We start from the raw sequence: 24,848 nt of genomic DNA on the forward strand, positions 1-24,848 counted from the left end.
GGAACGTCATGCAAGAACTGAAAGAGCAAGGTATTCTTCAGCCGGCGATGCCGTCAAGCTGGAACGAAGAATCGAAACCGCATAAATTCTGCCCGGGCTGCGGCCACGGCATTATTCTCAAGTGTCTGGGCGAGGCCATTGACGAATTGGGGATCAAGGACAAGATGGTATTTGGCTGTGACATTGGCTGTTCTCTGTTGGCTTGGGATTTCTTTGCCGTTGATTCGGTTCAGACCCACCATGGCCGTACGACGCCGGTTATTGTCGGCATGAAACGGGCTAATCCGGAATTGATTGGTGTTGCCTATATGGGTGACGGCGGCGGTTACGCCATCGGCTCGCAGCACCTCTTCAACGCCGCGGTGCGCAATGAAAAGATTACGATTATTCTTTGCAATAACTGTAACTACGGCATGACTGGCGGCCAAATGGCGCCGACTACGCTGCCGGGGATGAAAACCGAGACTTCGCCATACGGCCGTGACGTCGAACAGACCGGTTTGCCTACCAAGGGTCCGGAAATGGTCGCTGCCGTAGCCCCCGAGGGCGCCTATGTGGCCAGGGGCACCATTGCCAACCCCCGTCAGCTTAAAGGTTTCATTAAGAAGGCACTGGAAAACCAAATGGCCGGCAACGGGATATCTTTTGTCGAGGCGCTGTCCTCCTGTCCGACCAACTGGCGGACCAACGCCAAACAGACATGGGAATTCGTCGAGAAAGAAATGACGCAATACTTTAAAGTCGGCGAACTGCGCGTGCCGCAAGTAAAGGAGGGCTAACACATGGCGAAGATCACCAAGATTGCTCTGGCCGGCGAAGGCGGCCAAGGCGTTCAGTCCATAGCGGAAATTTTGGCGGAAGCCGCTAACGAAGAAGGTAAGAACGCGCTGTATATTCCTAACTTCGGCGTTGAGCAGCGCGGCGGCGTGTCTATTGCCTATGTGCAGATCAGTGACGGCCCCATTGGCGCCCCCAAGTTCCAGAAGGCCGACATCCTTATTCCCCTTAGCCCTCGCGCCGTCCGGCGCACCAAACTGCATGCCGGCCGCAACACCGTTTATATCTATGACAACTCTCTCATCCAGGAAGGCGAGGTCAACGACAACATCGTTGGTCTCCAATACACGGACGTTACGCCGCCGAACCCAACCGCCGGTATGCCGAATCCCGCCGAAGCGCCGGTCGGAGGGCAGCCTGATGAGGACTTGCCGCAGGACATGATTGCCGGTGAGCCGAAGACCGTTTCTTTCACCGTGCCCGGCCCCGGGGTTGATCCGGCGGACATTCCCGCTTATGTCAAGCGCGTCATTCCGATCCCGGCCAATGACATCGCGAAAAACGAACTGCACCCCCGCGTTTTCAATATGATTATCCTCGGGGCAGTTATCGCCGCAACGGAAGTGCTGCCGCTTGATACCATCAAAGAGGCCCTGGAAACCAAACTGGGCGATAAATTCAAAACCAATCCGGAGCTTCGCGATATGAACTTTAAAGCCCTTGAGCGCGGCTATGAAATTATTAAGGGGTCAATGTAAGGAGGGGAAACAATGGCCAAAGTTAACTGGGAAGCGGCAAAATACGAAAGTAGCAAAGGCCAGTGGAGTATATTCCCGGGACTATGCAAGGGCTGCGGACTGTGCATTGAAAAATGTCCGGTCAAATGCATCGGCTGGTCCGAAGGTCTGGGCGTATATGGTACGCCGCGCGTGGAAGCCAACATGGAAAAATGCATTGTCTGTGGTATTTGCCAAATGATCTGCCCCGATTGCGCCATCCGGGTTGAGAAAAAGAAATAGTGGACGGTAACAGGGCGATAGTGTATTATAGAAAAAGACTCTTACGCAGGTGATTACATGACCAAGCCTACCATGTTTGCTTTAGTTGAGGCTGATTTAAGGGCTGTTGAGCAGGCCCTTGCAGAAATAATACACTCGCCCGTTGACCAGCTTACCCAGGTGGGAAGGCACTTATTACAGGCGGGCGGCAAACGGTTGCGGCCCGCCTTGTATCTTTTGTGCGCCAAAAGCCGCCAGGGCGAGACAAGAGCGCTGGTGCCAGTTGCGGTTGCGATCGAAATGATTCATATGGCTACCTTGGTTCACGATGACGTCATCGACAATGCCGCTACCCGCCGGGGGCTGCCTACGGCCAACTCCCGCTGGGGCAACCATGTATCCGTCCTGTCGGGCGACTTTTTATTTGCTAAGGCTTTTTCGACGGTGGCTAGACATGCCACTCCCGCCATGCTGCGCATCCTAACCGACGTGGTATGTTCCATGTGCGAGGGGGAAATTTTGCAAATTCGGGATACGTTTAGCGTTGAGCAGTCGGAAGAGGACTACTTGGTGCGGATAGCCAAGAAAACCGCCGATTTTATCGCGGCCAGTTGCGAATTGGGCGGCCTGTCGGCAGGCCTTGCGCCGGACGAGGTAGCGGCGCTGCGCCGGTACGGGCACGCGGTGGGTATGGCCTTTCAGATCACCGACGATATTCTGGATATCACCGCTACATCAGCCCAACTAGGCAAACCGGCGGGTAATGACCTCAGGCAGGGCATTCTCACGCTGCCCGTGTTATACGCCTTGCAGCACAGCCCCTGCCGGGAAGAATTACGCCGCCTGGTTATCAGCCGCGACTTGGATGAATTGGGTTTGGAGCGAGGACTGACCATCGTGCGTGATAGTGGCGGCATCGAGTATGCCTATGAGCATGTCAGCCGTTATCTGAAAGAAGCTCGCTTAGCCTTGCCGGCCGACCTTGATGGCATTGTTCGCCAAACGCTTCTCGCTATTGCCGATTTTGTCGGACTCCGCAAGTATTGATAAGGAGGCAGGGGCGGTATGTTTAAGCCGGTTAAGACGCGAAAAGTGTATGAAGAAATTGTCGAGCAGATCAAGCAGCTAATAGTGGAAGGCAAGCTGCAGCCGGGCGATAAACTGCTCTCTGAGCGCGAACTCAGCGAGCGGCTAAATGTCAGTAGGGCGTCGGTGCGTGAAGCCTTTAGCGCCCTTGAGATGATGGGAATTATCACTATCCGCCCGGGCGAGGGCAGTTTTGTCCGGCAGGTTTCCTATGAGGGAATGCTGGAGCCGCTATCTTTTCTCCTGCAGGTCGATGTGGCAGACGTGCTGCAACTGTTAGAAGTACGTAAAATCCTGGAGGTGGAAACGGCGGCGCTTGCTGCCTTGCGGGCCACGCCGCAGGACCTGGAGGACATTTACCGGGCGATGAACAGTATGGTCGAGCAGATAAATTCCGGCGATATTGGCGACTTGGGCGACGCCGCTTTTCATTGCAGTCTGGCGCGGGCGACGAACAACATGGTGCTGATCAAAGTCATGAATACTATTACTGACTTGATGAACAATACGTTTCGCTCTTCCCGCCAGCGGCTTTTTTTGGTGGAACATATGCCGGAGGCGCTGCACCGGTCGCACTGCGCCATTTATGAAGCTGTCGCCGCAAAGGACCCCCGGCTGGCACGGATGAGAATGCGCGACCATCTGGCAATGGTGGAACAGGCCATGCTAAAATTGAAAAACGGTAAGGCTAACATTAGTATAAAAAACATTGAAACCAATGATAAAATTGTGGCCGACAATAAGAATATAAAGGATTTTAAACAGTCGTCGTAGAATTAAGTTCATGACTTTTATGAACTTAATATACTTAATCGGCGACTCTTTTTTTTGCAAAATAATTTCCCGAATATTCCTAAAAGTTAGGCTTTTCACATGCTATAACCGCAAAAAGCAGGTATATAAGTATTTTATATGGCATTAAGTAGTAGCAGATGACTATCTCAGTATTCTAAAAATTGGTACAATGGTGTTGGCGCAATGCTGAGGTAGTTGAGAAAACTATATGGCGCAAGGAGGTGACAAGGACACATAAACTTTCCCCAATAATAAAAATTAAAACGCAAGGGAGTGTATTTAATGACGTGGACGCAAGTGTATAATCCGCTTGGCAACATTGGTCTTTCGGCGTTGGTTGCTGCTATTCCGCTCTTCATTCTTCTGTATATGCTCGGCGTCAGACGGTCAAAAGGTCATCATGCCGCCATTGTCGGCGTAACTTCGGCGGTGCTGTTGGCCGTTTTGGTCTGGGGTATGCCACCCGGGCTAGCTATCAGCGCTACTTTAAACGGCGCCATGTTCGGCATTTTTCCCATCGTCTGGATTGTTGTCACCGCCATCTGGGTTTACAACATGACGGTCGAATCCGGTGAATTCGAAATTATAAAAAATTCATTGGCATCTATTACCGATGACCGCCGTCTTCAGGCGCTATTCATCGCCTTCGCCTTCGGTTCCTTCATTGAAGGCACCGCCGGTTTCGGGACGCCGGTGGCAATTACGGCCGCCATGCTGGTGGGCCTGGGCTTCAACCCCATCTATGCTGCCGGTATCTGTCTCATTGCTAACACCGCGCCGGTAGCCTTCGGTGCTATTGGTATACCAATTGTCGTTGCTGCCAATGTTACCCAGCTTGACATGATGCATATCAGCCAAATCGTTGGCCGCCAGTTGCCGTTTCTGTCCATCATTGTGCCGTTATGGCTGGTTGTAACCATGTGCGGGTGGAAGCGGGCCATGGAAGTACTGCCGGCTGTGCTGGTCGCCGGTATCTGCTTCGCCGGTACGCAGTTCATCACTTCCAACTATGTTAACCCCTACTTGCCAGATATTACCTCGGCCGTTGTCACCATCGTCGGTCTGCTCGTTTTCCTAAAAGTGTGGAAGCCGGCGAATGTCTGGCATTTCCCCAACGAAAAACCTGCCGCCACGGGTGGGGTAAAGCTCCGGTACACGACCGGCGAAGTGTTCCGCGCCTGGGCGCCGTACCTCATCTTGGCAGTACTGGTCTTCCTGTGGGCTGACGATAAATATCTGAAGCTCAAGCTGAGCCTGCTGAACATCGACAAGGCGATGCCCTGGTTTACGATCAACTGGCCGGGCCTGCACGGTCTTGTTATAAAAGCGGCGCCGGTTGTCGCCAAACCGACTCCCTATCCGGCCCAATACGTTATCAATATTTTCTCGGCCGCTGGTACAGCTATATTCATTTCCGGCCTGCTGTCGCTGTTCATTATTCCTAACTATGGTTTTGGCCGGGCGATGGCCTGCTTCGGCCGGACGGTTAAGCAGCTGGTATACCCCATCTTTACCATTGCCATGATCCTTGGCCTGGCGTATATCATGAACTACTCCGGCATGAGCTCGACGTTAGGTTTGGCCTTCACCGCTACCGGCGCCCTGTTCCCCTTCTTCTCGCCGATTTTGGGCTGGCTCGGCGTCTTCCTGACCGGTTCCGACACCTCCTCCAACGCGCTCTTCGGTTCGATGCAGAAGACAGCGGCCCAGCAGATTGGCGTCGATCCCAATCTGACGGTAGCGGCCAACTCTTCGGGCGGCGTTTGCGGCAAGATGATTTCACCGCAAAGCATCTCGGTGGCGACGGCGGCAACCGGCCTGGTAGGCGAGGAAGGTACCATCTTCCGCTTCACGCTGTGGCATAGCGTCGCGATGATTATCCTCATGGCCGTGCTGACCTACCTGCAGGCTTACGCTTTGCGTTGGATGCTACCCTAGTAGAATAGCTGTCATAATGGCGGGGTGAGTCCCGCCAGTTTTTCTCAGAAGGGGAGGAAGACAATTGGAACCACGCATTATTAAAGCTTTAGCCGAAATTGTTGGCCGGGAAAATGTGCTGACTTCACCGGAGGAATTAATTTGCTACGGCTATGATGCCACGCCCGGCTTTTCCCGGCTGCCCGAGGTCGTCGTTCGGCCTGGGAACAAAAAGGAAGTGTCGCGCGTCCTGGCCTTGGCCAATCGCGAAAAAATTCCTGTCTATACGCGCGGTTCGGGAACCAACCTTAGTGCCGGCGTTGTCCCCATGGACGGCGGTATTGTCTTATCCACCGTGCGCATGAATTCAATCCTGGAGATTGATCCGGAAAATTTCATCGCCGTTGTTGAGCCGGGTGTCATCGTGGCTGAACTCAACGCCGCGGTGGAAAAGTATGGACTTATTTACCCGCCCGATCCCGGCACGGTCACTACCGCTTCCATGGGTGGCACGGTTGCAGAAAATTCGGGCGGCCTGCGCGGCCTTAAATACGGCGTGACCAAGCATTACGTCCTCGGCTTGGAAGTGGTGCTGGCCGACGGCCAAATTGCCGAATTCGGCGGGCGCACGCTGCGCTCGCCTGGCTATGATATGGTCATGCTGTTTACCGGTTCGGAAGGTACCCTGGGCGTCATCACCAAGATAATTGTCCGGCTGGTGCCGGCGCCGACCCATCGCAAGAGCATGATTGCCGTATTTCACGATTTAAATGGCGCCGGCAAATCAATTGCCGATATTATTGGCCACAAAATTATTCCGGCAACCCTGGAAATTATGGACAACTATACCATTCGCACCGTGGAAAGCTTTGTCAAATTAGGACTGCCGGTCGAAGCCGAAGCAATAATTCTGGCCGAGGTTGACGGTGACGAGGCGACCGTTGCGCAGGACGCGGCCAAAATGGAGAAAATTCTGCGCGAAAACGGCGGTCAGGTGCGGGTGGCTACTAGTGCCCAGGAGCGGGATCAGATCTGGGCGGCCCGCCGGGCGGCATTGCCGTCGCTGGCCAAGCTCCGTCCGTCCACCTTTTGCGAAGATGCCACCGTGCCGCGCAGCAAGGTGCCTGATATGGTGCGCCGCATCACGGAAATCGCCCAAAAATACGACGTGCAAATTGGCACTTTTGGCCATGCCGGCGATGGTAATCTTCACCCCACGCTCGTATCCGACCTGCGCAACAACACCGAAATGGAACGGGTCTACCAAGCCATGGACGAAATTTTCCTGACCGCGCTCGAGCTGGATGGTACGCTGTCTGGCGAGCATGGCATCGGTCTGGGAAAGCTGAAATATATGCCCGCCCAATTTGGCGAGGTGGGCTTGGATGTTATGCGGGCCATTAAAAAGGCCTTGGACCCCAACGGTATTCTTAATCCCGGCAAACTGGTCGGTCAACTGCAGTAAGCAAAGGGTGGCGGCCACGGCCGCCCCCCTTTGCTTACTGGCACCCCTCCGGGTAGGGGGAGTGGAGGGGTCATTGTATTTTCCCAGGACGAGCGGTATAATAGTATTGGGAAAAATTCGCAAACAAAATTGAAGGCTAGGGAGTGACACCATGTTTAATCTCGGCATTCCGGAACTTATTTTAATTTTAGTTATCGCCCTGGTGGTCTTTGGTCCGGGCAAGCTACCGGAAGTAGGCCGGGCGTTGGGTAAGGGCATTCAGGAATTCCGGCGGGCGACGGCGGGTGAGCCGGCCAAGGAAGAGCCAAAGGCTGAAGCCAAAACGGAAGAGAAAAAGTAAGGAGTGGCGAGATGGCGGAGACCAAAACGGAGCTTCAGGACCAGCAAGCGGTCGCCCTGCCGCAAGCCGAAGCCCAGGCTGCTGATACTGACGGCGGCGCGGAAATGTCGCTTATCGACCATCTGGAGGAACTGCGCCGCCGGCTCTTGATTTCGCTGGCAGCCGTGGCTCTAGGCAGTATTGTCTGTTATTTTTATGCCCAGGAACTTGTGCATTACATAACCGCTCCCGCCGGTAAATTATACTATATGAACCCGGCCGAAGCGTTTTTCACCTATCTCAAGGTATCCTTTTTCGCCGGATTTTTGCTGGCCCTGCCGGTCGTCTTATATCAGATGTGGGCCTTTGTCGTTCCGGCTCTGACCAAACGGGAGCGACAAGCATCGCTGATTTTGGTGCCCGCGTCGCTGGCGCTGTTCTTTCTGGGCCTGGCCTTTTCGTATTTCCTCGTGCTGCCGGCAGGCATTAAATTTTTCATCGGCTTTGCCACCGAAGATTTGCAACCGATGTTCTCAATCGGCCAATACCTTTCTTTCGTCATTTCGTTTTTGCTGCCCTTTGGCGTTATTTTTGAATTGCCTTTGCTCATATTTATCATGGCGAAATTTGGCCTTATCAGCTCGGCCTATCTGGTGGCCAAGCGGAAAATTATGCTGGTTATGGCCTTCGTCGTCGGCGCCGTGATTTCGCCGACGCCCGACGTTTTTTCGCAGACCATGGTGGCCATTCCTTTACTCTTTCTGTATGAAATCAGTATTTTGGCCGTGAAGTATATTCTGCGTAAGTAGGAGAAACTAGGAGCAGAAGTTTCCGAAAGGAGCATAGTTTTGGCCTTTAACGACTTACGGGAATTTATTGCGGCGCTGGAGCGGCGCGGCTGGTTGAAGCGCATAACGGCGCCGGTAGACTGTGAGCTGGAAATTACGGAAATTACCGACCGGGTGTGCAAGCGCCAGGGCGACAAGAACGTGGCCCTGCTGTTTGAAAATGTTAAGGGTTATGATATTCCGGTGCTGATGAATGCTTTTGGCAGCATGGAGCGTATGGCCCTCGCCCTGGGAGTTGACAAGATCGACGACATCGCCGACGAAATCCGCCGACTTATTAAACTGCCGCAAGCATCGCTGCAAGGGGCTTTCGATGTGCTTAAACTGCTGCCGTCCCTGAAACCGGCGTTTAACTTTCCCAAAATGGTAAAAACCGGGCCTTGCAAAGAGGTCATTATCCGGGACAACCCTTCCTTGGACAAGTTTCCCATCCTTAAGTGCTGGCCTGGTGACGCCGGCCGATTTATCACCCTGCCGCTGGTGTTTACCAAGAATCCTACGACCGGCAAGCGCAATGTCGGAATGTACCGCATGCAGGTCTACGACGGGCAAACGACCGGGATGCACTGGCATATCCACAAAGGCGGAGCCGAAAACTACCGGGCCCATAAAGAAGCAGGCAAAAACCGGATTGAGGTGGCAGTGGCAATTGGCGGTGATCCGGTGGTAACCTATGCGGCAACGGCGCCGCTGCCGCCCGGCATGGATGAAATGGTGTTCGCCGGTTTTCTGCGCAAGAAACCGGTCGAAATGGTGAAGTGCGAGACCGTTGACCTGGAAGTGCCGGCAACGAGTGAAATCGTCCTGGAAGGCTATGTCGATCTGACCGAATTGCGCCGGGAAGGTCCCTTTGGCGACCATACCGGTTATTATTCACTGGCCGACCTTTATCCCGTCTTTCATCTTACCTGTATTACCCACCGCCGCGACCCCATCTATCCGGCTACCATTGTCGGCAAGCCGCCGATGGAGGATTGTTACCTGGCCAAAGCGACGGAACGGATTTTCCTGCCGCTGCTGCAACTCCAGCTACCGGAAATCGTGGACATCAACCTGCCGCTGGAAGGAGTATTTCATAACTGTGCCGTCGTATCGATCCGCAAAAGCTACCCCCAACACGCCAAAAAAGTAATGCATGCCCTGTGGGGCATGGGACAAATGATGTTTACCAAAATGATCATCGTGGTCGATGCCCATGTCAATGTCCAGGACATGAATGAAGTGTGGTGGCGCGTTTTCAACAACATTGACGCCCGCCGCGACATCGTCATGGTTGACGGTCCTCTTGACGCCCTTGACCACGCCTCGCCCATGCCGCACTGGGGAACCAAGGTAGGCATCGACGCTACCAAAACCTGGCCGGAGGAGGGGCACCCGCGCGAGTGGCCTGATGAGATTGCCATGTCTGACGACATTCGCCGCCGGGTCGACGCTAGATGGGCCGAACTTGGGCTGGATTAGGGGGAAACTTGACAGGTTTAGCCATTTATTGCTATGATAATGCTAACATTGACAAGCGGCGATGACGGGAAGGAGTAGCCCCATGCCCCGCCAGAGAGAGCGCCTCCTGGGCTGCAAGGGCGCTTCGGATCAGCATGTGGCCAAGTCGTCCCCGAGCCGGCAGGCTGAAGGGTGAGTAGGTCTGCCCGCACGGCCGGGGCGTTATTCCGGCACGAGTGCCCGCTTAAGCAAGCGGGAATAAAGGTGGTACCGCGGAAGTAAGCCTTTCGTCCTTTAGAAGGATAAAGGCTTTTTATTTTTGGGCGAAAAAGACAGGAGGTTTGTGCATGGAGGAGAAAACCATTCCGACCGTCTATGATCCGGCGACGGTGGAAAGCAAATGGTACAAATATTGGGAAGACGAGGGGTTGTTCCACGCCGAAGTGGAACCGGACAAAGAGCCGTTTAGTATCGTTATTCCGCCGCCCAACGTTACCGGGCAGCTTCACATGGGCCACGCCCTTGACAATACGCTCCAGGATATTCTGATTCGCTTTAAGCGCATGCAGGGTTACAACACGCTCTGGATGCCCGGGACCGACCATGCCGGCATCGCCACCCAGATCAAGGTCGAAGAGATGTTGGCCAAGGAAGGGCTGACCCGCTACGACCTTGGCCGGGAAAAATTTATTGACCGCGTCTGGGAATGGAAACGGCAGTACGGCAGCCGCATCATCAAACAGCTCAAGAGTCTTGGTGCGTCCTGCGATTGGCCGCGTGAGCGGTTTACCATGGATGAAGGCTGTTCGCGGGCAGTGCGGGAAGTTTTCGTCTCCCTTTATGAAAAAGGCCTCATTTACCAGGGCAACCGCATTACCAACTGGTGCCCCCGGTGCAAGACGGCGCTTAGTGACATCGAGGTGGAACACGAGGAAAAGAGCGGCCACCTCTATCATGTGCGGTATCCGGTGGAGGGAATGGACGGCGAATATGTTACCGTCGCCACTACCCGCCCCGAGACTATCCTGGGCGATACGGCGGTAGCCGTTCATCCCGATGACGGGCGTTATCGCCATTTGGTCGGCAAGCATCTTATTTTGCCGCTGGTAGGTCGGCGGCTGCCAATTATTGCCGATGCGTATGTTGACCCGTCGTTCGGCACCGGCGCGGTGAAAGTGACGCCCGCCCACGACCCGAACGACTTTGAAATGGGCCTGCGTCATCAGCTGCCTGAAATCATCGTCATCAATCCTGACGGCACCATGGCCGAGAACACCGGCCAATATGCCGGCATGGACCGCTACGAATGCCGGCGCGCTCTTGTCCGGGATTTAGAAGAACAGGGCTATCTTGTCCGCATTGACGAACATGTTCATTCCGTCGGCCACTGCCAGCGCTGCAGCACCGTTGTCGAGCCCTTGACGTCCAAACAATGGTTTGTTCGCATGAAGCCGCTGGCTCAGCCGGCAATTGAGGCGGTTGCCTCCGGAAAAATTAAATTTGTTCCCGAGCGGTTTACCAAGATTTATATTAACTGGCTGGAAAATATCCGCGACTGGTGTATCTCCCGCCAAATCTGGTGGGGCCACCGCATTCCCGCCTGGTACTGTGAATGCGGTGAAACAATCGTGTCGCGGGAAGATGTAACCTGCTGCCCGAAATGCGGCGGTAAGGTGGAGCAGGATCCGGACGTGCTGGATACCTGGTTCAGTTCGGCCCTCTGGCCCTTTTCGACCATGGGCTGGCCGGAAAAGACGGCCGAACTCGCTCACTTCTACCCGACAAGTGTTTTGGTAACCGGCTATGATATTATCTTTTTCTGGGTCGCGCGTATGGTTTTCATGGCCATGGAATTTCAGCGGGAAATTCCCTTCCGGCATGTCTTTATTCACGGCTTGGTGCGCGACGCCCAGGGACGGAAAATGAGCAAATCGCTCGGTAATGGCATTGATCCGCTGGAAGTAATCGAAAAGTATGGCGCCGATACGCTCCGGTTCACCCTGGTGACCGGCAACACGCCGGGTAACGACATGCGGTTTTATTGGGAACGCGTCGAATCAAGCCGGAACTTCGCCAATAAAATCTGGAATGCCTCGCGGTTCGTGCTCATGAACCTCGACGGCTTTGACGCCGCCGACTGTCCCGATCCCGCCCGGTTTACCCTGGCAGACCGCTGGATCTTAAGCCGCTACGCGCAAACCGTTACGGATGTGACGGCCAACCTGGAGAAGTTTGAACTGGGCGAGGCGGCCCGGCTGCTGTACGAATTCATCTGGAACGAGTACTGCGACTGGTACATCGAGCTTACCAAAGGTCGGCTATATCGCAAAGAAAATATTGAGGACCGGAGAGCTGCGCAGTATGTCCTATGGTATGTCCTGCGCGGCACGCTGGAGCTGCTCCATCCCTTCATGCCCTTCATCACCGAAGCCATTTGGCAGGCGCTGCCCCATGACGGCAAAAGCATTGTCGTCGCCCCTTGGCCGAAGACTCAGCCTGAGCTAATTGATGCCGAGGCGGAGCGACACATGACGGCCATCATGGACACCATTAAAGCCGTGCGCAATATGCGGGCCGAAGTCAACGTGCCGCCGGGCAAAAAGAGCGAGGTCATTATCCATGTTGCCGCAGAAGAGCTGGCGGAAGTATTCCGGGCGAACATCGCCTATCTGCAGGCGCTGGCCGCCGCTGAGTCCGTCGCCATTTGCGGCGCCGACGCCGATAAACCGGAAAACGCCATGGCGGCCGTGGTCAGCGGGGTGGAAGTATACCTCCCCCTCAAAGGGTTGATTGACGTAGAAAAAGAAACAGCCCGGCTGAATAAAGAACTGGCGGGGTTGGAAAAAGAAATCGCCCGCATTGCCGGTAAACTGGCCAATCCCGGCTTTCTGGCCAAAGCTCCCGCCGATGTGGTAGAGAAAGAGCGGGCCCGTGAACGGGAATACCAGGAAAAACGGGCGGCCATCCTTGAGCGGCTCGCCTATCTTGCCAAACTGGCATAAGGAAGGCCGGCCTATGACTTACCAACAAGCCCTGGAATATCTGGCAACGCTGAATAAATTCGGCATTAATCTCGGACTGGCCCGCATCGAACGACTGCTTGACCTGATGGGCCATCCTGAGCGCCGCTACCGTACGGTGCATGTTACCGGCACCAACGGCAAGGGCTCGACTACGGCGATGCTGGCCGCAATCTTGCAGGCGAGCGGGGTGAAAACCGGGATGTATACATCGCCCCATTTAGTAGAGTACACTGAGCGGATGGCGGTGGACGGCCGTCCGGCCGCCCCTGCCGCTTTCGCAGCCGCGATTGAGCATACCCGCCGGTTTGTTGAGCAGATGACGGCAGAGGGGTGGGAGCACCCTACCGAATTTGAAGTCCTGACGGCGGCGGCCTTTCATTATTTTGCCGAGGCGAAAGTGGAGTATGCTGTCATCGAGGTTGGCCTTGGGGGCCTCTTGGACTCGACCAATGTCGTTAGCCCCGAAGTAGCGGTTATTACTAATGTAGCCTTGGAACATACCGACCGCTGCGGCGCCACGGTTAGGGAAATTGCCCGGCACAAGGCCGGCATTATCAAGGCGGGCGTGCCGGTCGTCACTGCTGCCGAAGGGGAAGCCCTTGCCGTAATCCGCCAGACGGCTGCGGCCTGCGGCAGCATGCTGTACGTGCGGGGACAGGACTTTGCCGGCGAGTATCTGGGACAGCACGGCTATTGCCAAAAGGTCGCCGTTCATACCGCACAACATGGTAGGCTCGGGCCTTTTTCCCTTACCTTGCTTGGGCGGCACCAGGTGGAAAATTGTGCTATCGCCGTCATGGCGGCCCTGGTCCTTGCCGGTCGGGGCGCACCAATTACGCCGGCCGCGATCGCGGCCGGACTGGCCGCGGCGCGCTGGCCGGGACGGTTCGAAGTTTTTCCCGGAGAGCCTGTCGTGGTGGTGGACGGTGCTCATAATCCCCACGGCGCGCAGGCGCTGCGGGCTGCGCTTGACGAGGTTTTTGGCGGGCAGCCGGTTACTTTTCTGCTGGGGATACTGCGTGATAAGGACATCGCCGGTATAGTGCGCGCTCTGGTGCGACCATACGACAAGGTAGTCGTCGCGGCGCCGTTGTCCGAACGGGCTGCGGCCCCGGGCGAAATTGCCCGGGAAATAGGCGGCTACGTGGAAGAAGCCCCGAGTATTGCGGCAGGGCTGGCGCGGGCCCGCCGGTTGGGCGGGGCGGATGGCGTGGTTTGTGCGGCCGGCTCGCTGTATCTTATCGGTACGGTACGGCAAATAATTTTGCCATAAACATAGACAAATAAGGCGCGCTTGGATATAATATAGCTGGTGAAAAGTTGTGCACATAACCTACCGGACAACTAAAACTCAGTATATATTGGACTACCTCATCGAGCACTGCATTATTGCGGTGGCCTTTTTTTTGCCGTTGTCCCTGACGGTTTCGACGGTTTTTCTCGGTGGCGGGGCGCTGCTGTGGGCCGGCAAAATGGCTTTGGCACGGCGCCTGGCGCTCAAACCTACCCCTTTGGATGGTCCTATCGCCCTATTAGTGGTATTGTCGGCCGCATCCGTTCTTGTTTCGCCGGACCGCTCGTTTAGTTTTTACAATTATTATCACTTGATGGGGCGGTATATTATCATTTATTATATTATTATCAACAACGTCCACTCTCTGACGCAGCTTAAACGTATTGTATGGGCGGTGCTGGCCTCGGCCGCCGTTGTTACCGCCTATGGCTTTTACCAATATGTATGTGGGATAGATATTTCCGCCTTTGAATGGGTGGACGGTGAGCAGTTTCCCGACTTAAAAGTGCGCGTCTTTTCTACGCTGCAAAATCCTAATCTCCTGGCTGGCTTTCTGGTCATGATCATGGCGCTGGCTGCGGGGCTGGCGCTGCGCGGTGCTCCTTCCTTCCCGCGGCGGCTGGCATTTGCTATCTTTATTGGCCTTCTGGGCGGTTGTTTGGTACTTACGTATTCCCGCGGCGCATGGCTTAGCGTGTTGGCGGTGATTGGCGCCTACGGCGTGCTGCATAACCGGCGCATCTTCTGGTTATTGCTCTTAATTCCGGCGGCCGTGCTGCCGGCGCATGATGCAGTCCTGGAGCGGCTGCTTTCGATCATCAATCCAACCGATACGTCTTCCACCCTGCGCATCGCCCTTTGGGAAAGCACCGTGGCCATGATTATGGACCGGCCGCTCTTAGGAATCGGCTGGGGGGCATATTGGCTGGTATACCCGGAATATGACTTCTTTGTCCAGAATGCCGGCACAAAAATTTTCCACGCCCATAATCTTTATTTGCAGATAGCCGCGGAAATCGGCATTCCCGGTTTTCTTGCCTTTCTTACCGTAATGGCCGGGCACGCGCGGCTGGCCGTCCGGCTGATTGACAATACCGGCGACCGGTGGGCCTCTGCCCTTATGCTGGGAGTGGTGGCCGCGTTAGTGGGTTTGGCTGTCAGCGGCCTGACCGACCACATTTTGTTTAACATCCAGCTGTCAATGCTGTTTTGGTTGCTTAATGCCATGGTGGTAGTGGTGTGGCACAACGCATACCTGCGGGCTTAAGTGCAACTTCGTTCACATTTTGTGTAATTTAGTGCATATTTCCTCTTCAGCCCGGCAGGGATTTTTTATGTCTGTTGCGAATTTTATTATATAAATAATAAAATAATCAAGAGAACCACAGGGCCTAGTGCCCTTAATTTTTTCCGCGCAGTTTTGTGAAATTTCGAACATACATTTATATTCTACCATTTGCAAACGGGTGGCGGGGAGGCGGGAAGATGAAATTGGCCCAAATCCGGGAAATACTGCAGGCCGAGGTGATTTGCGGCGAAAACTTGCTGGAAACGGAAGCGATCTGCGCTTGCGGTGCTGACCTGATGAGCGACGTATTGGCTTTTACCAAAGAAAAAACGTTGCTTTTGACGGGTTTAACCAATATTCAGGTCATCCGGACAGCCGAAGTGAGCGATTTAGTCGGCATCGTGTTTGTTCGCGGCAAACGGCCGGGCGATGACGTGGTCCGGTTAGCCAAGGCCAAAGGTATTCCGTTGTTTGTTTGCAGCCTTCCTTTGTATGAGGCCTGCGGACTATTATATACCAACGGCTTGGTCGGTTGTTCCCAACGGTGATGGACAGTGAATGCCGATGGAGCCATTGTTTTGGAGTTTCCGCTGACCGGGGGAAATTTTGAAGGCGCCGGGGAAGCTTCCAGCAAAGTTAAACGCGTACTTCAGCAGTTGGGCATCCGGCCTGATATTGTGCGGCGGATCGCGATCGGCGCCTATGAAGCGGAAATGAATGTTATTATTCATGCGTGGCGGGGCGTGCTGCGCGCTTGTATCTACGCCGATCATACTGAACTGACCATTGAAGACGAAGGGCCGGGAATTGCCAATATTGAACAGGCGATGCAAGAGGGATTTTCGACCGCGCCGGATCATATCCGCGAGCTAGGGTTTGGCGCTGGCATGGGATTACCCAATATGCACAAATGTTCCGATGAATTTACGATTCAATCAGAAGTTAATGCGGGCACGAAAATCCGAATGGTAATCCGCCATTCATGACTGTGTGGTGGGGAAAATGGCAGAGTATTTTCACTCGGTGCGGCTTATTGCCAGTCGCTGCCAGGGATGTGTCAACTGCATAAAGCGTTGTCCTACGGAAGCCATTCGTATCCGGGGCGGCAAGGCGCAGATTACCGAGGCGCGCTGCATTGACTGCGGCGAGTGCATCCGGCGCTGTCCCAACCATGCCAAAACGGCGGTCACTGATTGTCTCGCCGATCTAAAAAACTACAAATATAATATTGCTTTGCCGGCACCGTCGCTTTATGCCCAGTTCGGCCTGGAAATCCCCATCGAGTCAATTTTGTGCGGTCTGTTGAATATCGGTTTTGACGAGGTCTTTGAGGTCGCGCAAGGTGCGGAAATTGTCGCTTTGGCCGTCCATCGCTATTTGCAGCGCGGTGACATCAAACGCCCGGCGATTTCTTCCGCGTGTCCGGCGGTCGTACGGCTCATTCAGGTGAAATACCCTGAATTAATTGATCACTTGGTTCCTGTTGACGCGCCGGTAGAAGTAGCCGCCCGGGTGGTGCGGACGGAGCGCGGCCCCGAGTTAGGGCTGGCGCCGGAAGAAATCGGAACATGGTTTATTACGCCTTGCCCGGCCAAGATGACGGCCGTCCGGCAGCCGCTGGGAACGGAGAAATCCAATATTAGCGGCGCACTGGCCATTGCGCAGGTTTACAGCTTTCTTCTTAAAACGTTGCCGGTCAATCCTGATGTTGATGCTAATGATAAGTGCGGCCGTCGCGCTTCCTGGCTCGGCATCGGCTGGGCCTGCGCCGGCGGCGAAACGGTGGCGGCTAAAGTGGACAACGCGCTTGTGGTCCACGAAATTCACAACGTCAGCGACGTCCTGGATCAGGTGGCTCTTGGCAAACTTGCCGGGGTGGACTATATTGAAGGGCTGGCCTGCGCCGGCGGCTGCATCGGCGGGCCGCTCACCGTGGAAAACCGCTTTGTGGCCGAACACCGCATGAAACAGCGACTCAAGCTCATGCAGCAAGAGGATGGCAAAAACGGCAAGCAGCCCCGCCAGTCTTTTGACGAAGCCGAACTGGGCGGCGCCGAACGGCGGGCGATTGAGCCCCGGCCCATCCTGCGCCTGGACGAGGATATTTTTAAGGCCATGTACAAAGTGGAAGTCATGGAGACAATGCTGAAAAAGTTGCCCGGCCTGGACTGCGGCTCCTGCGGTTCGCCAAACTGCAAGGCCTTGGCCGAAGACATCGCGCAGGGCACAGCCAGCGAAACGGACTGCGTGTTTAAATTGCGGGAGCGGGTGCGCGATTTGGCGAAGGAAATGGTAGACCTGGCGGAAAAACTGCCGCCATCACTGGATAAAGAAAATGGGGAGTAAGATATGACCGTTAAGGAATTGGCAGACGCTTTGGAAGCGGAGGTATTAGCCGGCGCAGGTCGCCTGGACGGCGCCGTTACCGGCGGTTATGTGTCCGACTTGCTCAGTAATGTCATGGCGCAGGCGCCGGGCGGCGGTGTGTGGGTTACGATGCAGGCCCATCCTAACGTCGTGGCCGTCGCAGCCCTGACCGGCCTGACAGCCGTCGTCATTGCCGGCGGCGTCCGGCCTGAGGACGCTACGGTAAAAAAAGCGGCGGCCGAGGAAGTTGTCCTTCTTGCCACTGCTCTTTCAGCTTTCGAGGCAGTTGGCCGGCTGTACAGCATGGGTGTGCGGGGCTTGTGATGCGCCGGTACGTTGCTGACCTTCATGTTCACACCGTACTGTCACCGTGCGCCGCTGTGGAAATGACGCCGCGCAACATTATCTTGCACGCTGCCGCCGTAGGCATTGATATTGTGGCCATCACCGACCACAATGCCGGCGACAATGTGCCGGCCGCTTTGGCCGCGGCGGCGGGGACAGGGGTGACGGTGCTTCCGGGCATGGAAGTGGAGACGCGGGAAGAAGTTCATCTGATTGTCCTGTTTGATCAGCTAGCCGCTTTGCGGGAATGGCAGCGGCTGGTCGAGGCCAATTCTCCCTATCTTGTCAACGATGCGGCCCGGTTTGGCGCGCAGTTTGTCGTTGACGCCGAAGATAATCTGCTGGAAGAAAAAGAGCGACTGTTATTGACTTCGCTGAAAATAGGAGTGGCCGAAACGGTGACAGCCGTTTCCTCTCTTGGCGGACTGTGTATCGCCGCCCATATTGACCGTCCGTCTTACAGCATCCTGTCCCAGCTTGGGTTTGTGCCGGACGATTTATCGCTCGCGGCCGTGGAGGTATCAGGCCGGGTGAACCTGCGGGAGGCAAGGGGGCGGTTTCCGCAGGCAGGAAAGCTGCCTTTTGTCACTGCTTCCGATGCCCATACTATCGATGATTTCATTCGGGGCCCGAAAACAGTTTTTTTAATAGAGCAACCTACCTTGGCGGAACTCCGGCAGGCTTTATATGGGCAAAACCAGCGAAAGGTGGTGGTGGTCTAGCCGCAATGCTTTTTTTGCCTTGATATGTTAATAAATTCACAAAGGAGGCTTTCGAAACGAATGACTGGTAATAAGGAACACAATTGCTGCTGCTCAGGCGGCCAATCCACGGCGCTGACTCAACTTGATGAAATTCTGGCCAAATACCAGGGAGTTAAAGGCGCCCTTATCCCGGTTTTGCAGGAGGCGCAAAACGCCTATGGTTATCTGTCCAAAGAGGTTATTGAGTATATTTCTAAGAAGTTGGACATTCCTGTGAGCCAAATTTACGGCGTTGTCACTTTTTATGCTCAATTCCATCTTAACCCGCGGGGCCGTAACATTATTCGCGTCTGCCAGGGTACAGCGTGTCATGTGCGCGGCGCCAAAGCCATTCTGAAAGCACTCGAGGAAAACCTCAAGATTACGGCCGGCGGTACGACGGCCGATCTCAAATTTACGCTGGAAACGGTGGCTTGCATTGGCGCCTGCGGTCTTGCTCCGGTCATGATGATCAACGATGATACGCACGGCCGTTTGACGCCGGAAGTTATCCCGGACATCTTGGCTAAATACTCGTAAACATGCGCGACTTGTCCCTGCATATTCTCGATTTGGTACAAAACTCGATTGAGGCGGGGGCCAGCGCTGTAGAAGTATCAATTATCGAAGATGCGGAGCATGACCTCTTGGCGCTGCAGGTAAGCGACAACGGGCGGGGTATGGATGAAACTATGCGCCGACAGGCTACCGACCCGTTTGTAACCAGCAGAACTACCCGCCGAGTCGGCTTGGGGCTGCCGCTGGCAGAAATGACGGCGCGGCGCACGGGCGGTTATTTAACAATTGATTCACAGCCGGGCAGGGGAACAATGATAAAGGCGGTTTATGGTCGCAGTCATTGGGACCGGCCGCCCCTTGGCGATATAGCTGGCACGGTGCTCGCGATTATTGTCGCTAATCCGGATTTGGACTTTTCTTACCGTCATAAAGTGGGTGAACGCGAGTTTACCCTGGTGACACGGGAACTTAAAGCCGTTTTGGACGGGGTGCCGTTCAGCCACCCGGAGGTGCTTGCCTGGCTAAAGGAGTATTTGCGGGAAGGGTTAGCTAATTTATACGGAGGTGTGACAGATGAAAACCATTGAGGATTTAAAACGGTTGCGTGAACAGGTTCAGGCCCAGACCAAACTGAGACACGGAGCCGGTACGCAAATTATTGTCGGTATGGGGACATGCGGTATCGCTGCCGGCGCGCGCGAAGTGATGGCCGCCATTCTCGACGAGGTTGCCAAGCGCAAGCTCCAGGATGTAACCGTCCGGCAGACGGGGTGCATTGGCATGTGCGAAAAGGAAGTGTTGGTCGACGTAATTCGTCCCGGTGAGCCCCGCATCACCTACGGCAAGGTCAAAGTGGCCGACGTACCCAAGATCATTGCCGAGCATGTCGTCAACGGGCGCATCGTGGAAGAACTGGTTGTCGGTAAACTCGACGCTTAATTAGGACCTGCAGTGAATGGGAGGAAAGAAAATGGAACATATTAGAGCGCATGTTCTTATTTGCGCCGGCACGGGCTGCGTTTCTTCCGGATCCAAGAAAGTGGAAGCGGCTTTGCGCGCTGAGCTGGCCAGAACAGGCTTGGACAAAGAAGTCAAAGTTGTCGAAACCGGCTGTCATGGCTTCTGTGAAATGGGGCCGGTTGTCATCGTCTATCCGGAAGGCGTTTTTTACTGCCGTGTGCAGGAAAGCGACGTGCCGGAACTGGTCGAAAGCCACCTGTACAAGGGGCGGATCGTCGAGCGGCTTTTATACCGCGAGCCGGTCTCACACGAGAAAATTCCCCATTACAGTGAAATTGGGTTTTATAAAAAACAAATGCGGTTGGTGCTGGCCAACTGTGGCCATATCAATCCTGAGTCGATCGAAGAATATATCGCGGTCGGCGGTTATGACGCCTTGGCCAAAGCGTTGACGGAAATGACCCCCGAGCAGGTAGTGGCCGAAGTCAAAAAGTCGGGCCTGCGCGGCCGGGGCGGCGGCGGTTTCCCCACTGGATTGAAGTGGGAGTTTACCCGTAATGCCAAAGGTGATAAGAAGTATGTAGTCTGCAACGCCGACGAGGGCGACCCTGGGGCTTTCATGGACCGCAGCGTTCTCGAGGGCGATCCGCATCGCGTCATCGAGGGTATGGCCATTTGCGGCTACGCCATTGGCGCCGATGAAGGCTATGTCTATGTGCGGGCTGAATACCCGCTGGCGATAAAACGTCTCAAGCTGGCCATCAAACAAGCCGAGGACATGGGGCTGTTGGGCGACAACATCTTAGGAACCGGTTTTAATTTCCACCTGAAAATCAAAGAAGGCGCCGGCGCGTTTGTCTGTGGTGAAGAAACGGCGCTGCTGGCCTCGATTGAAGGCAAGCGTGGCATGCCGCGGCCGCGGCCGCCTTTCCCGGCTATTTCCGGTCTGTGGGGCAAGCCCACTAACATTAACAATGTCGAGACTTTTGCCAACGTGCCGCAAATTATTACGCAGGGCGCCGACTGGTATGCCGGCATCGGCACCGAGCGCAGCAAAGGGACCAAAGTCTTTGCGCTTACCGGCCGGATTAACAATACCGGTCTGGCAGAAGTTCCCATGGGTATTACCATGCGGGAAATCATCTATGACATCGGTGGCGGCATCCCCGGTGGCCGCAAGTTTAAGGCCGTCCAAATCGGTGGTCCGTCAGGTGGCTGTCTGCCGGAAGAACTGCTTGATCTGCCCATAGATTATGATTCACTCACCCAGGCAGGCGCGATGATGGGTTCCGGCGGCCTTGTCGTTATGGACGAAACGACGTGCATGGTCGACGTGGCTAAATTTTTCCTCAACTTTACCCAGTCGGAGTCGTGCGGTAAGTGTACACCCTGCCGCGAGGGCACCAAACGCATGCTGGAAATCCTTACCCGCATTACCGAAGGCGAGGGTCGCCCGGATGATATTGCCCTGCTAGAGGAAATGGCGAAAAATATTAAGGCTACGGCGCTGTGCGGACTGGGGCAGACGGCTCCCAATCCGGTGCTCAGCACGCTGCGCTATTTCCGCCATGAATACGAGGCCCATATTAATGACAAGCGCTGTCCGGCCGGAGTCTGCGCCAAACTGTCCGGCTATCAGATCACCGAGCTGTGTAAAGGCTGCGGTCTTTGCAAGAAAGCATGCCCGGTCGAGGCGATCAGCGGCGAAATCAAAGGGCGGCACGGCATCGATCAAGCAAAATGTATCAAGTGCGGCGCCTGTATGGCCAAGTGCCCCTTTAAGGCCATTATCAAGGGCTAAGATAGGAGCGTGAAACAATGGAAATGGTTAATATAACAATCGACGGCCAAAAGATACAAGTACCAAAAACCGCGACAGTTTTGGAAGCGGCCCGGTCCTGCGGCGTTAAAATTCCCAGCCTGTGCTATCATCCTGAACTGAGGCCGGAGGGTGCCTGCCGCGTCTGCATGGTCGAAGTGGAAGGAGCGCGTACGCTGGTCGCATCCTGTGTTTATCCCGTAAGTGAAGGAATGGTGGTGCGGACGAATACCCCAGCTGTGCGGGAAGCGCGCAAGCTGGTCGTGGAGCTGCTCCTGGCGAACCATCCGCAAGACTGCCTTTCCTGCCAGCGGAACTTAAACTGCGAACTGCAGACCATTGCCGCCGACCTCGGTATTCGCAAAGTCCGGTTTGACGGCGAGACAAATTTCTACCCGCTTGATGCCGAGAACCCCTCACTGGTGCGCGATCCTTCCAAGTGTATAAAGTGCGGTCGGTGCATCCGGGCGTGCAGCGAGCGCCAGGGTGTTCATGTGTACAGCTTTGTTAACCGCGGCTTCGATACCATTGTGTCGCCTGCGTTCAAACAAGGGCTTCACGAGGTTGCCTGCACTTATTGCGGGCAATGTGCTACCGTTTGCCCGACTGCCGCCATTGTCGAAAAAGATGACACCGCTGCCGTTTGGCGGGCCCTCAGTGACCCGGCGAAACATGTTGTCGTCCAGACCGCGCCGGCTGTGCGGGTCGCCTTGGGCGAGGCGCTGGGCATGGGCACCGGCAGCATTGTTACCGGCAAAATGGTGGCTGCGCTGCGCCGACTTGGTTTTGACAAAGTTTTTGACACCGACTTCACGGCTGACTTAACCATCATGGAAGAGGGTTCGGAGTTTCTTGACCGGCTGGCCAAGGGCGGTAAACTGCCGATGATTACCTCTTGCAGCCCCGGTTGGGTAAACTTCATTGAACTAATGTACCCTGACCTGCTGGATCACCTTTCCACCGCCAAATCGCCGCAGCAGATGTTTGGCGCGCTTGCCAAAACATACTATGCGGAGAAGATGGGCATTGACCCCAAAGACATCGTATCGGTGTCCATCATGCCCTGCACCGCGAAAAAGGCCGAGGCCGTACGGCCGGAGATGCGCGCCAGCGGGTATCAGGACGTTGACTATGTTCTTACCACCCGGGAACTGGCTCGCATGATCCGCGAAGCAGGCATTGATTTTGCCGGTTTACCGGAAGAAGAATATGATGCGCCCCTAGGTATTTCGACCGGCGCCGGCGTTATCTTCGGCGCAACCGGCGGCGTTATGGAGGCGGCGCTGCGGACGGTGGCCGAACTCGTTACCGGCAAAGAGTTGGCGTGCATTGATTTCCATAACGTCCGCGGCCTTACCGGTATCAAAGAAGCCGAGGTACCGGTCGGCGACCTGACGGTTAAGGTGGCGGTAGCCCATACCCTGGCTAATGCCCGGATGCTGCTTGACCAAATCCGGCGGGGTGAAGCCGACTATCATTTCATTGAAATTATGGCTTGTCCCGGCGGCTGTATCGGTGGCGGCGGCCAGCCCATTCCGGTCTGCGCCGAAGTTCGCCAGCAGCGCATCAAGTCCATTTACGAGTGCGACAGCTGTTCGCAGCTGCGAAAATCCCATGAAAACCCGGCTATTAAAGAACTCTACGAGACATGGCTGGGAAGGCCGCTGGGCGAAAAATCGCATCACCTGCTCCATACCCACTACCATCCGCAAAAGCGCGGCTAAAGGCTGACAAAGAAGGCGACCGGTTGGTCGCCTTCTTTGTCATAACCGTTATTTATTGGAAGGTTAGAAAATACGATAATATATATCTGTGCTTTTTTGAACAAAGTAGCAGGATTTTCTTCGCCTAAATCCGAATATGTAGAAGAACATTATCGGGGGGAGGACCGCTTTTTGAAAGGGCATATCGTCATCTCCAAAGCCACAATTGATCGCTTGCCGCTTTATTTTCGCACGCTCCGCCAAGCGCAGGAGGAAGGGGTGGAAATCATCTCCTCGGAAGAACTTGGCCGGCGAATTGGTGTAACACCCGAACAAATCCGCAAGGATCTGGCTTCGTTCGGCGAGTTTGGCAAAAAAGGCGTGGGCTATTATGTGCGCGAGCTTATCCGTCACATCGGTGAAATCTTGGGACTCCACCGCAACTGGAACATTGCTATCGTCGGGATTGGTCACCTCGGCTGGGCCCTGGCCAATTACCGCAACTTTGCTTCCCTCGGCTTTAATCTGGTCGCCATTTTTGACGTAGACCCGGCGAAGGTCGGACAGAAAGTTAATGGCGTTCAGGTGCACCATCTGCAAGATTTGGAGATGGTGGTTAAAGAAATAGGCGTTCAAATCGGCGTTATTACCGTTCCTGCCGAACAGGCCCAAGACGTGGCCAACCGGCTTGTTGCCGCCGGGGTACGGGGGATTTGGAATTTTGCGCCCATCAAAGTGAACGTGCCCCCATCGGTCCGCATTGTCAGCGAGGACTTGTCGGTGGGACTGAGCAGTTTGTCCTACTATTTGTCCCGGCAACTTTGCGATAAGTAAAAAATAAGTAAAAAAACGTTAATTTTTCTGCAAACGTAGCAGGAATTTATCGCGTTATTATGGAATATTATAGCGTGGTAAAGAAACCGAAGCTTTGCGGCTGCGGTACGCGCCTTTACCATTAGTTTAACGATGATTAATGCACGGACAGGATGGTCAGGTTGCCAGACTGAAAGTGCGCAGAAAACCAGGTTCGTACAGACCTTTGGCTGAGGGTTAGGAGGCCATAGGCAAGTATGAACACCAAGGTTTATTTTGCATTTGTCCAACATTTATGCAAAATAAACATTGGTGTTTTTTTGTGTCAA

24 protein-coding genes and 1 other annotated feature are annotated in these 24,848 nt (G+C 54.9%); all 24 genes read left to right on the forward strand.

All coding sequences use genetic code 11. The features are described from left to right. The first annotated feature begins 8 nt into the window (after window positions 1-8). The 24 genes from BLQ99_RS03690 (at window position 9) to BLQ99_RS03805 (ending at window position 24,540) form a co-directional block, all read left to right on the forward strand. Window positions 9-779 carry a thiamine pyrophosphate-dependent enzyme gene (locus tag BLQ99_RS03690; RefSeq protein ID WP_093688253.1) on the forward strand — a complete coding sequence of 257 codons (771 nt, stop codon included), beginning with the start codon at window positions 9-11 and terminating at the stop codon, window positions 777-779. Between the two features lie 3 nt (window positions 780-782). Further along, the gene (locus BLQ99_RS03695) at window positions 783-1,535 is read left to right on the forward strand and encodes a 2-oxoacid:ferredoxin oxidoreductase subunit gamma family protein (RefSeq protein WP_093688255.1); all 753 of its coding nucleotides are present in this window, start codon (window positions 783-785) and stop codon (window positions 1,533-1,535) included. A 12-nt stretch (window positions 1,536-1,547) separates the two neighbouring features. Further along, window positions 1,548-1,796 (forward strand): 4Fe-4S binding protein, encoded by a 249-nt coding sequence (locus tag BLQ99_RS03700; RefSeq protein WP_093688257.1) that lies wholly within the window; start codon window positions 1,548-1,550, stop codon window positions 1,794-1,796. Between the two features lie 57 nt (window positions 1,797-1,853). Continuing rightward, window positions 1,854-2,822 (forward strand): polyprenyl synthetase family protein, encoded by a 969-nt coding sequence (locus BLQ99_RS03705; RefSeq protein ID WP_171904585.1) that lies wholly within the window; start codon window positions 1,854-1,856, stop codon window positions 2,820-2,822. An 18-nt stretch (window positions 2,823-2,840) separates the two neighbouring features. Beyond that, on the forward strand, window positions 2,841-3,635 hold the full coding sequence (locus tag BLQ99_RS03710) for a FadR/GntR family transcriptional regulator (protein ID WP_093688259.1): 795 nt from the start codon (window positions 2,841-2,843) through the stop codon (window positions 3,633-3,635). Window positions 3,636-3,938: 303 nt separating this feature from the next. After that, the gene (locus BLQ99_RS03715) at window positions 3,939-5,594 is read left to right on the forward strand and encodes an L-lactate permease (protein WP_093688261.1); all 1,656 of its coding nucleotides are present in this window, start codon (window positions 3,939-3,941) and stop codon (window positions 5,592-5,594) included. A gap of 64 nt (window positions 5,595-5,658) precedes the next feature. After that, window positions 5,659-7,038, forward strand: coding sequence for an FAD-binding oxidoreductase (locus BLQ99_RS03720; protein WP_093688263.1), 1,380 nt, complete (start codon window positions 5,659-5,661; stop codon window positions 7,036-7,038). A 151-nt stretch (window positions 7,039-7,189) separates the two neighbouring features. Continuing rightward, window positions 7,190-7,378, forward strand: a complete 189-nt coding sequence (locus tag BLQ99_RS03725; RefSeq protein WP_093688265.1) for a Sec-independent protein translocase subunit TatA/TatB — start codon at window positions 7,190-7,192, stop codon at window positions 7,376-7,378. Between the two features lie 11 nt (window positions 7,379-7,389). After that, a complete protein-coding gene (gene tatC / locus BLQ99_RS03730) occupies window positions 7,390-8,166 on the forward strand; it encodes a twin-arginine translocase subunit TatC (protein WP_093688267.1) in 777 nt (258 codons plus the stop codon). A gap of 39 nt (window positions 8,167-8,205) precedes the next feature. Next, window positions 8,206-9,666 (forward strand): menaquinone biosynthesis decarboxylase, encoded by a 1,461-nt coding sequence (locus BLQ99_RS03735; protein WP_093688269.1) that lies wholly within the window; start codon window positions 8,206-8,208, stop codon window positions 9,664-9,666. Between the two features lie 52 nt (window positions 9,667-9,718). Continuing rightward, window positions 9,719-9,943 (forward strand) — a binding site (T-box leader). 49 nt (window positions 9,944-9,992) lie between these two features. Beyond that, window positions 9,993-12,647, forward strand: a complete 2,655-nt coding sequence (locus BLQ99_RS03740) for a valine--tRNA ligase (protein WP_093688271.1) — start codon at window positions 9,993-9,995, stop codon at window positions 12,645-12,647. Window positions 12,648-12,660: 13 nt separating this feature from the next. Continuing rightward, on the forward strand, window positions 12,661-13,941 hold the full coding sequence (locus BLQ99_RS03745) for a bifunctional folylpolyglutamate synthase/dihydrofolate synthase (protein ID WP_093688273.1): 1,281 nt from the start codon (window positions 12,661-12,663) through the stop codon (window positions 13,939-13,941). A gap of 49 nt (window positions 13,942-13,990) precedes the next feature. Then, window positions 13,991-15,229, forward strand: a complete 1,239-nt coding sequence (locus tag BLQ99_RS03750) for an O-antigen ligase family protein (RefSeq protein ID WP_093688275.1) — start codon at window positions 13,991-13,993, stop codon at window positions 15,227-15,229. A 218-nt stretch (window positions 15,230-15,447) separates the two neighbouring features. Continuing rightward, on the forward strand, window positions 15,448-15,798 hold the full coding sequence (locus tag BLQ99_RS03755; RefSeq protein WP_093688277.1) for a DRTGG domain-containing protein: 351 nt from the start codon (window positions 15,448-15,450) through the stop codon (window positions 15,796-15,798). A 6-nt stretch (window positions 15,799-15,804) separates the two neighbouring features. Beyond that, entirely contained in the window at window positions 15,805-16,236 is a 432-nt protein-coding gene (locus tag BLQ99_RS03760; RefSeq protein ID WP_171904587.1) for an ATP-binding protein, read from the forward strand. A 16-nt stretch (window positions 16,237-16,252) separates the two neighbouring features. Next, the gene (locus BLQ99_RS03765; RefSeq protein ID WP_093688279.1) at window positions 16,253-17,596 is read left to right on the forward strand and encodes a [Fe-Fe] hydrogenase large subunit C-terminal domain-containing protein; all 1,344 of its coding nucleotides are present in this window, start codon (window positions 16,253-16,255) and stop codon (window positions 17,594-17,596) included. A gap of 3 nt (window positions 17,597-17,599) precedes the next feature. After that, window positions 17,600-17,941: a DRTGG domain-containing protein gene (locus BLQ99_RS03770; RefSeq protein WP_093688281.1), complete on the forward strand. Its 342-nt coding sequence runs from the start codon at window positions 17,600-17,602 to the stop codon at window positions 17,939-17,941. Then, complete coding sequence (locus tag BLQ99_RS03775; RefSeq protein WP_093688283.1) at window positions 17,941-18,684, forward strand: PHP domain-containing protein; 744 nt, start codon at window positions 17,941-17,943, stop codon at window positions 18,682-18,684. Before BLQ99_RS03770 ends, BLQ99_RS03775 begins: the two co-directional genes overlap by 1 nt. Before the next feature lie 60 nt (window positions 18,685-18,744). After that, a complete protein-coding gene (nuoE, locus tag BLQ99_RS03780; protein ID WP_093688285.1) occupies window positions 18,745-19,245 on the forward strand; it encodes an NADH-quinone oxidoreductase subunit NuoE in 501 nt (166 codons plus the stop codon). 2 nt (window positions 19,246-19,247) lie between these two features. Then, window positions 19,248-19,811, forward strand: coding sequence for an ATP-binding protein (locus BLQ99_RS03785; RefSeq protein ID WP_093688287.1), 564 nt, complete (start codon window positions 19,248-19,250; stop codon window positions 19,809-19,811). Then, the gene (locus tag BLQ99_RS03790) at window positions 19,798-20,163 is read left to right on the forward strand and encodes a (2Fe-2S) ferredoxin domain-containing protein (protein ID WP_093688289.1); all 366 of its coding nucleotides are present in this window, start codon (window positions 19,798-19,800) and stop codon (window positions 20,161-20,163) included. Before BLQ99_RS03785 ends, BLQ99_RS03790 begins: the two co-directional genes overlap by 14 nt. Before the next feature lie 31 nt (window positions 20,164-20,194). Next, window positions 20,195-21,985: an NADH-quinone oxidoreductase subunit NuoF gene (gene nuoF / locus BLQ99_RS03795; protein ID WP_093688291.1), complete on the forward strand. Its 1,791-nt coding sequence runs from the start codon at window positions 20,195-20,197 to the stop codon at window positions 21,983-21,985. Window positions 21,986-22,002: 17 nt separating this feature from the next. Beyond that, window positions 22,003-23,727 carry an NADH-dependent [FeFe] hydrogenase, group A6 gene (locus BLQ99_RS03800; protein WP_093688293.1) on the forward strand — a complete coding sequence of 575 codons (1,725 nt, stop codon included), beginning with the start codon at window positions 22,003-22,005 and terminating at the stop codon, window positions 23,725-23,727. 171 nt (window positions 23,728-23,898) lie between these two features. Further along, window positions 23,899-24,540, forward strand: coding sequence for a redox-sensing transcriptional repressor Rex (locus tag BLQ99_RS03805; RefSeq protein ID WP_093688295.1), 642 nt, complete (start codon window positions 23,899-23,901; stop codon window positions 24,538-24,540). Window positions 24,541-24,848 lie beyond the last annotated feature (308 nt).

It is taken from the genome of Sporolituus thermophilus DSM 23256 (assembly GCF_900102435.1).
In the GTDB taxonomy this organism is placed as follows: domain Bacteria; phylum Bacillota; class Negativicutes; order Sporomusales; family Thermosinaceae; genus Thermosinus; species Thermosinus thermophilus.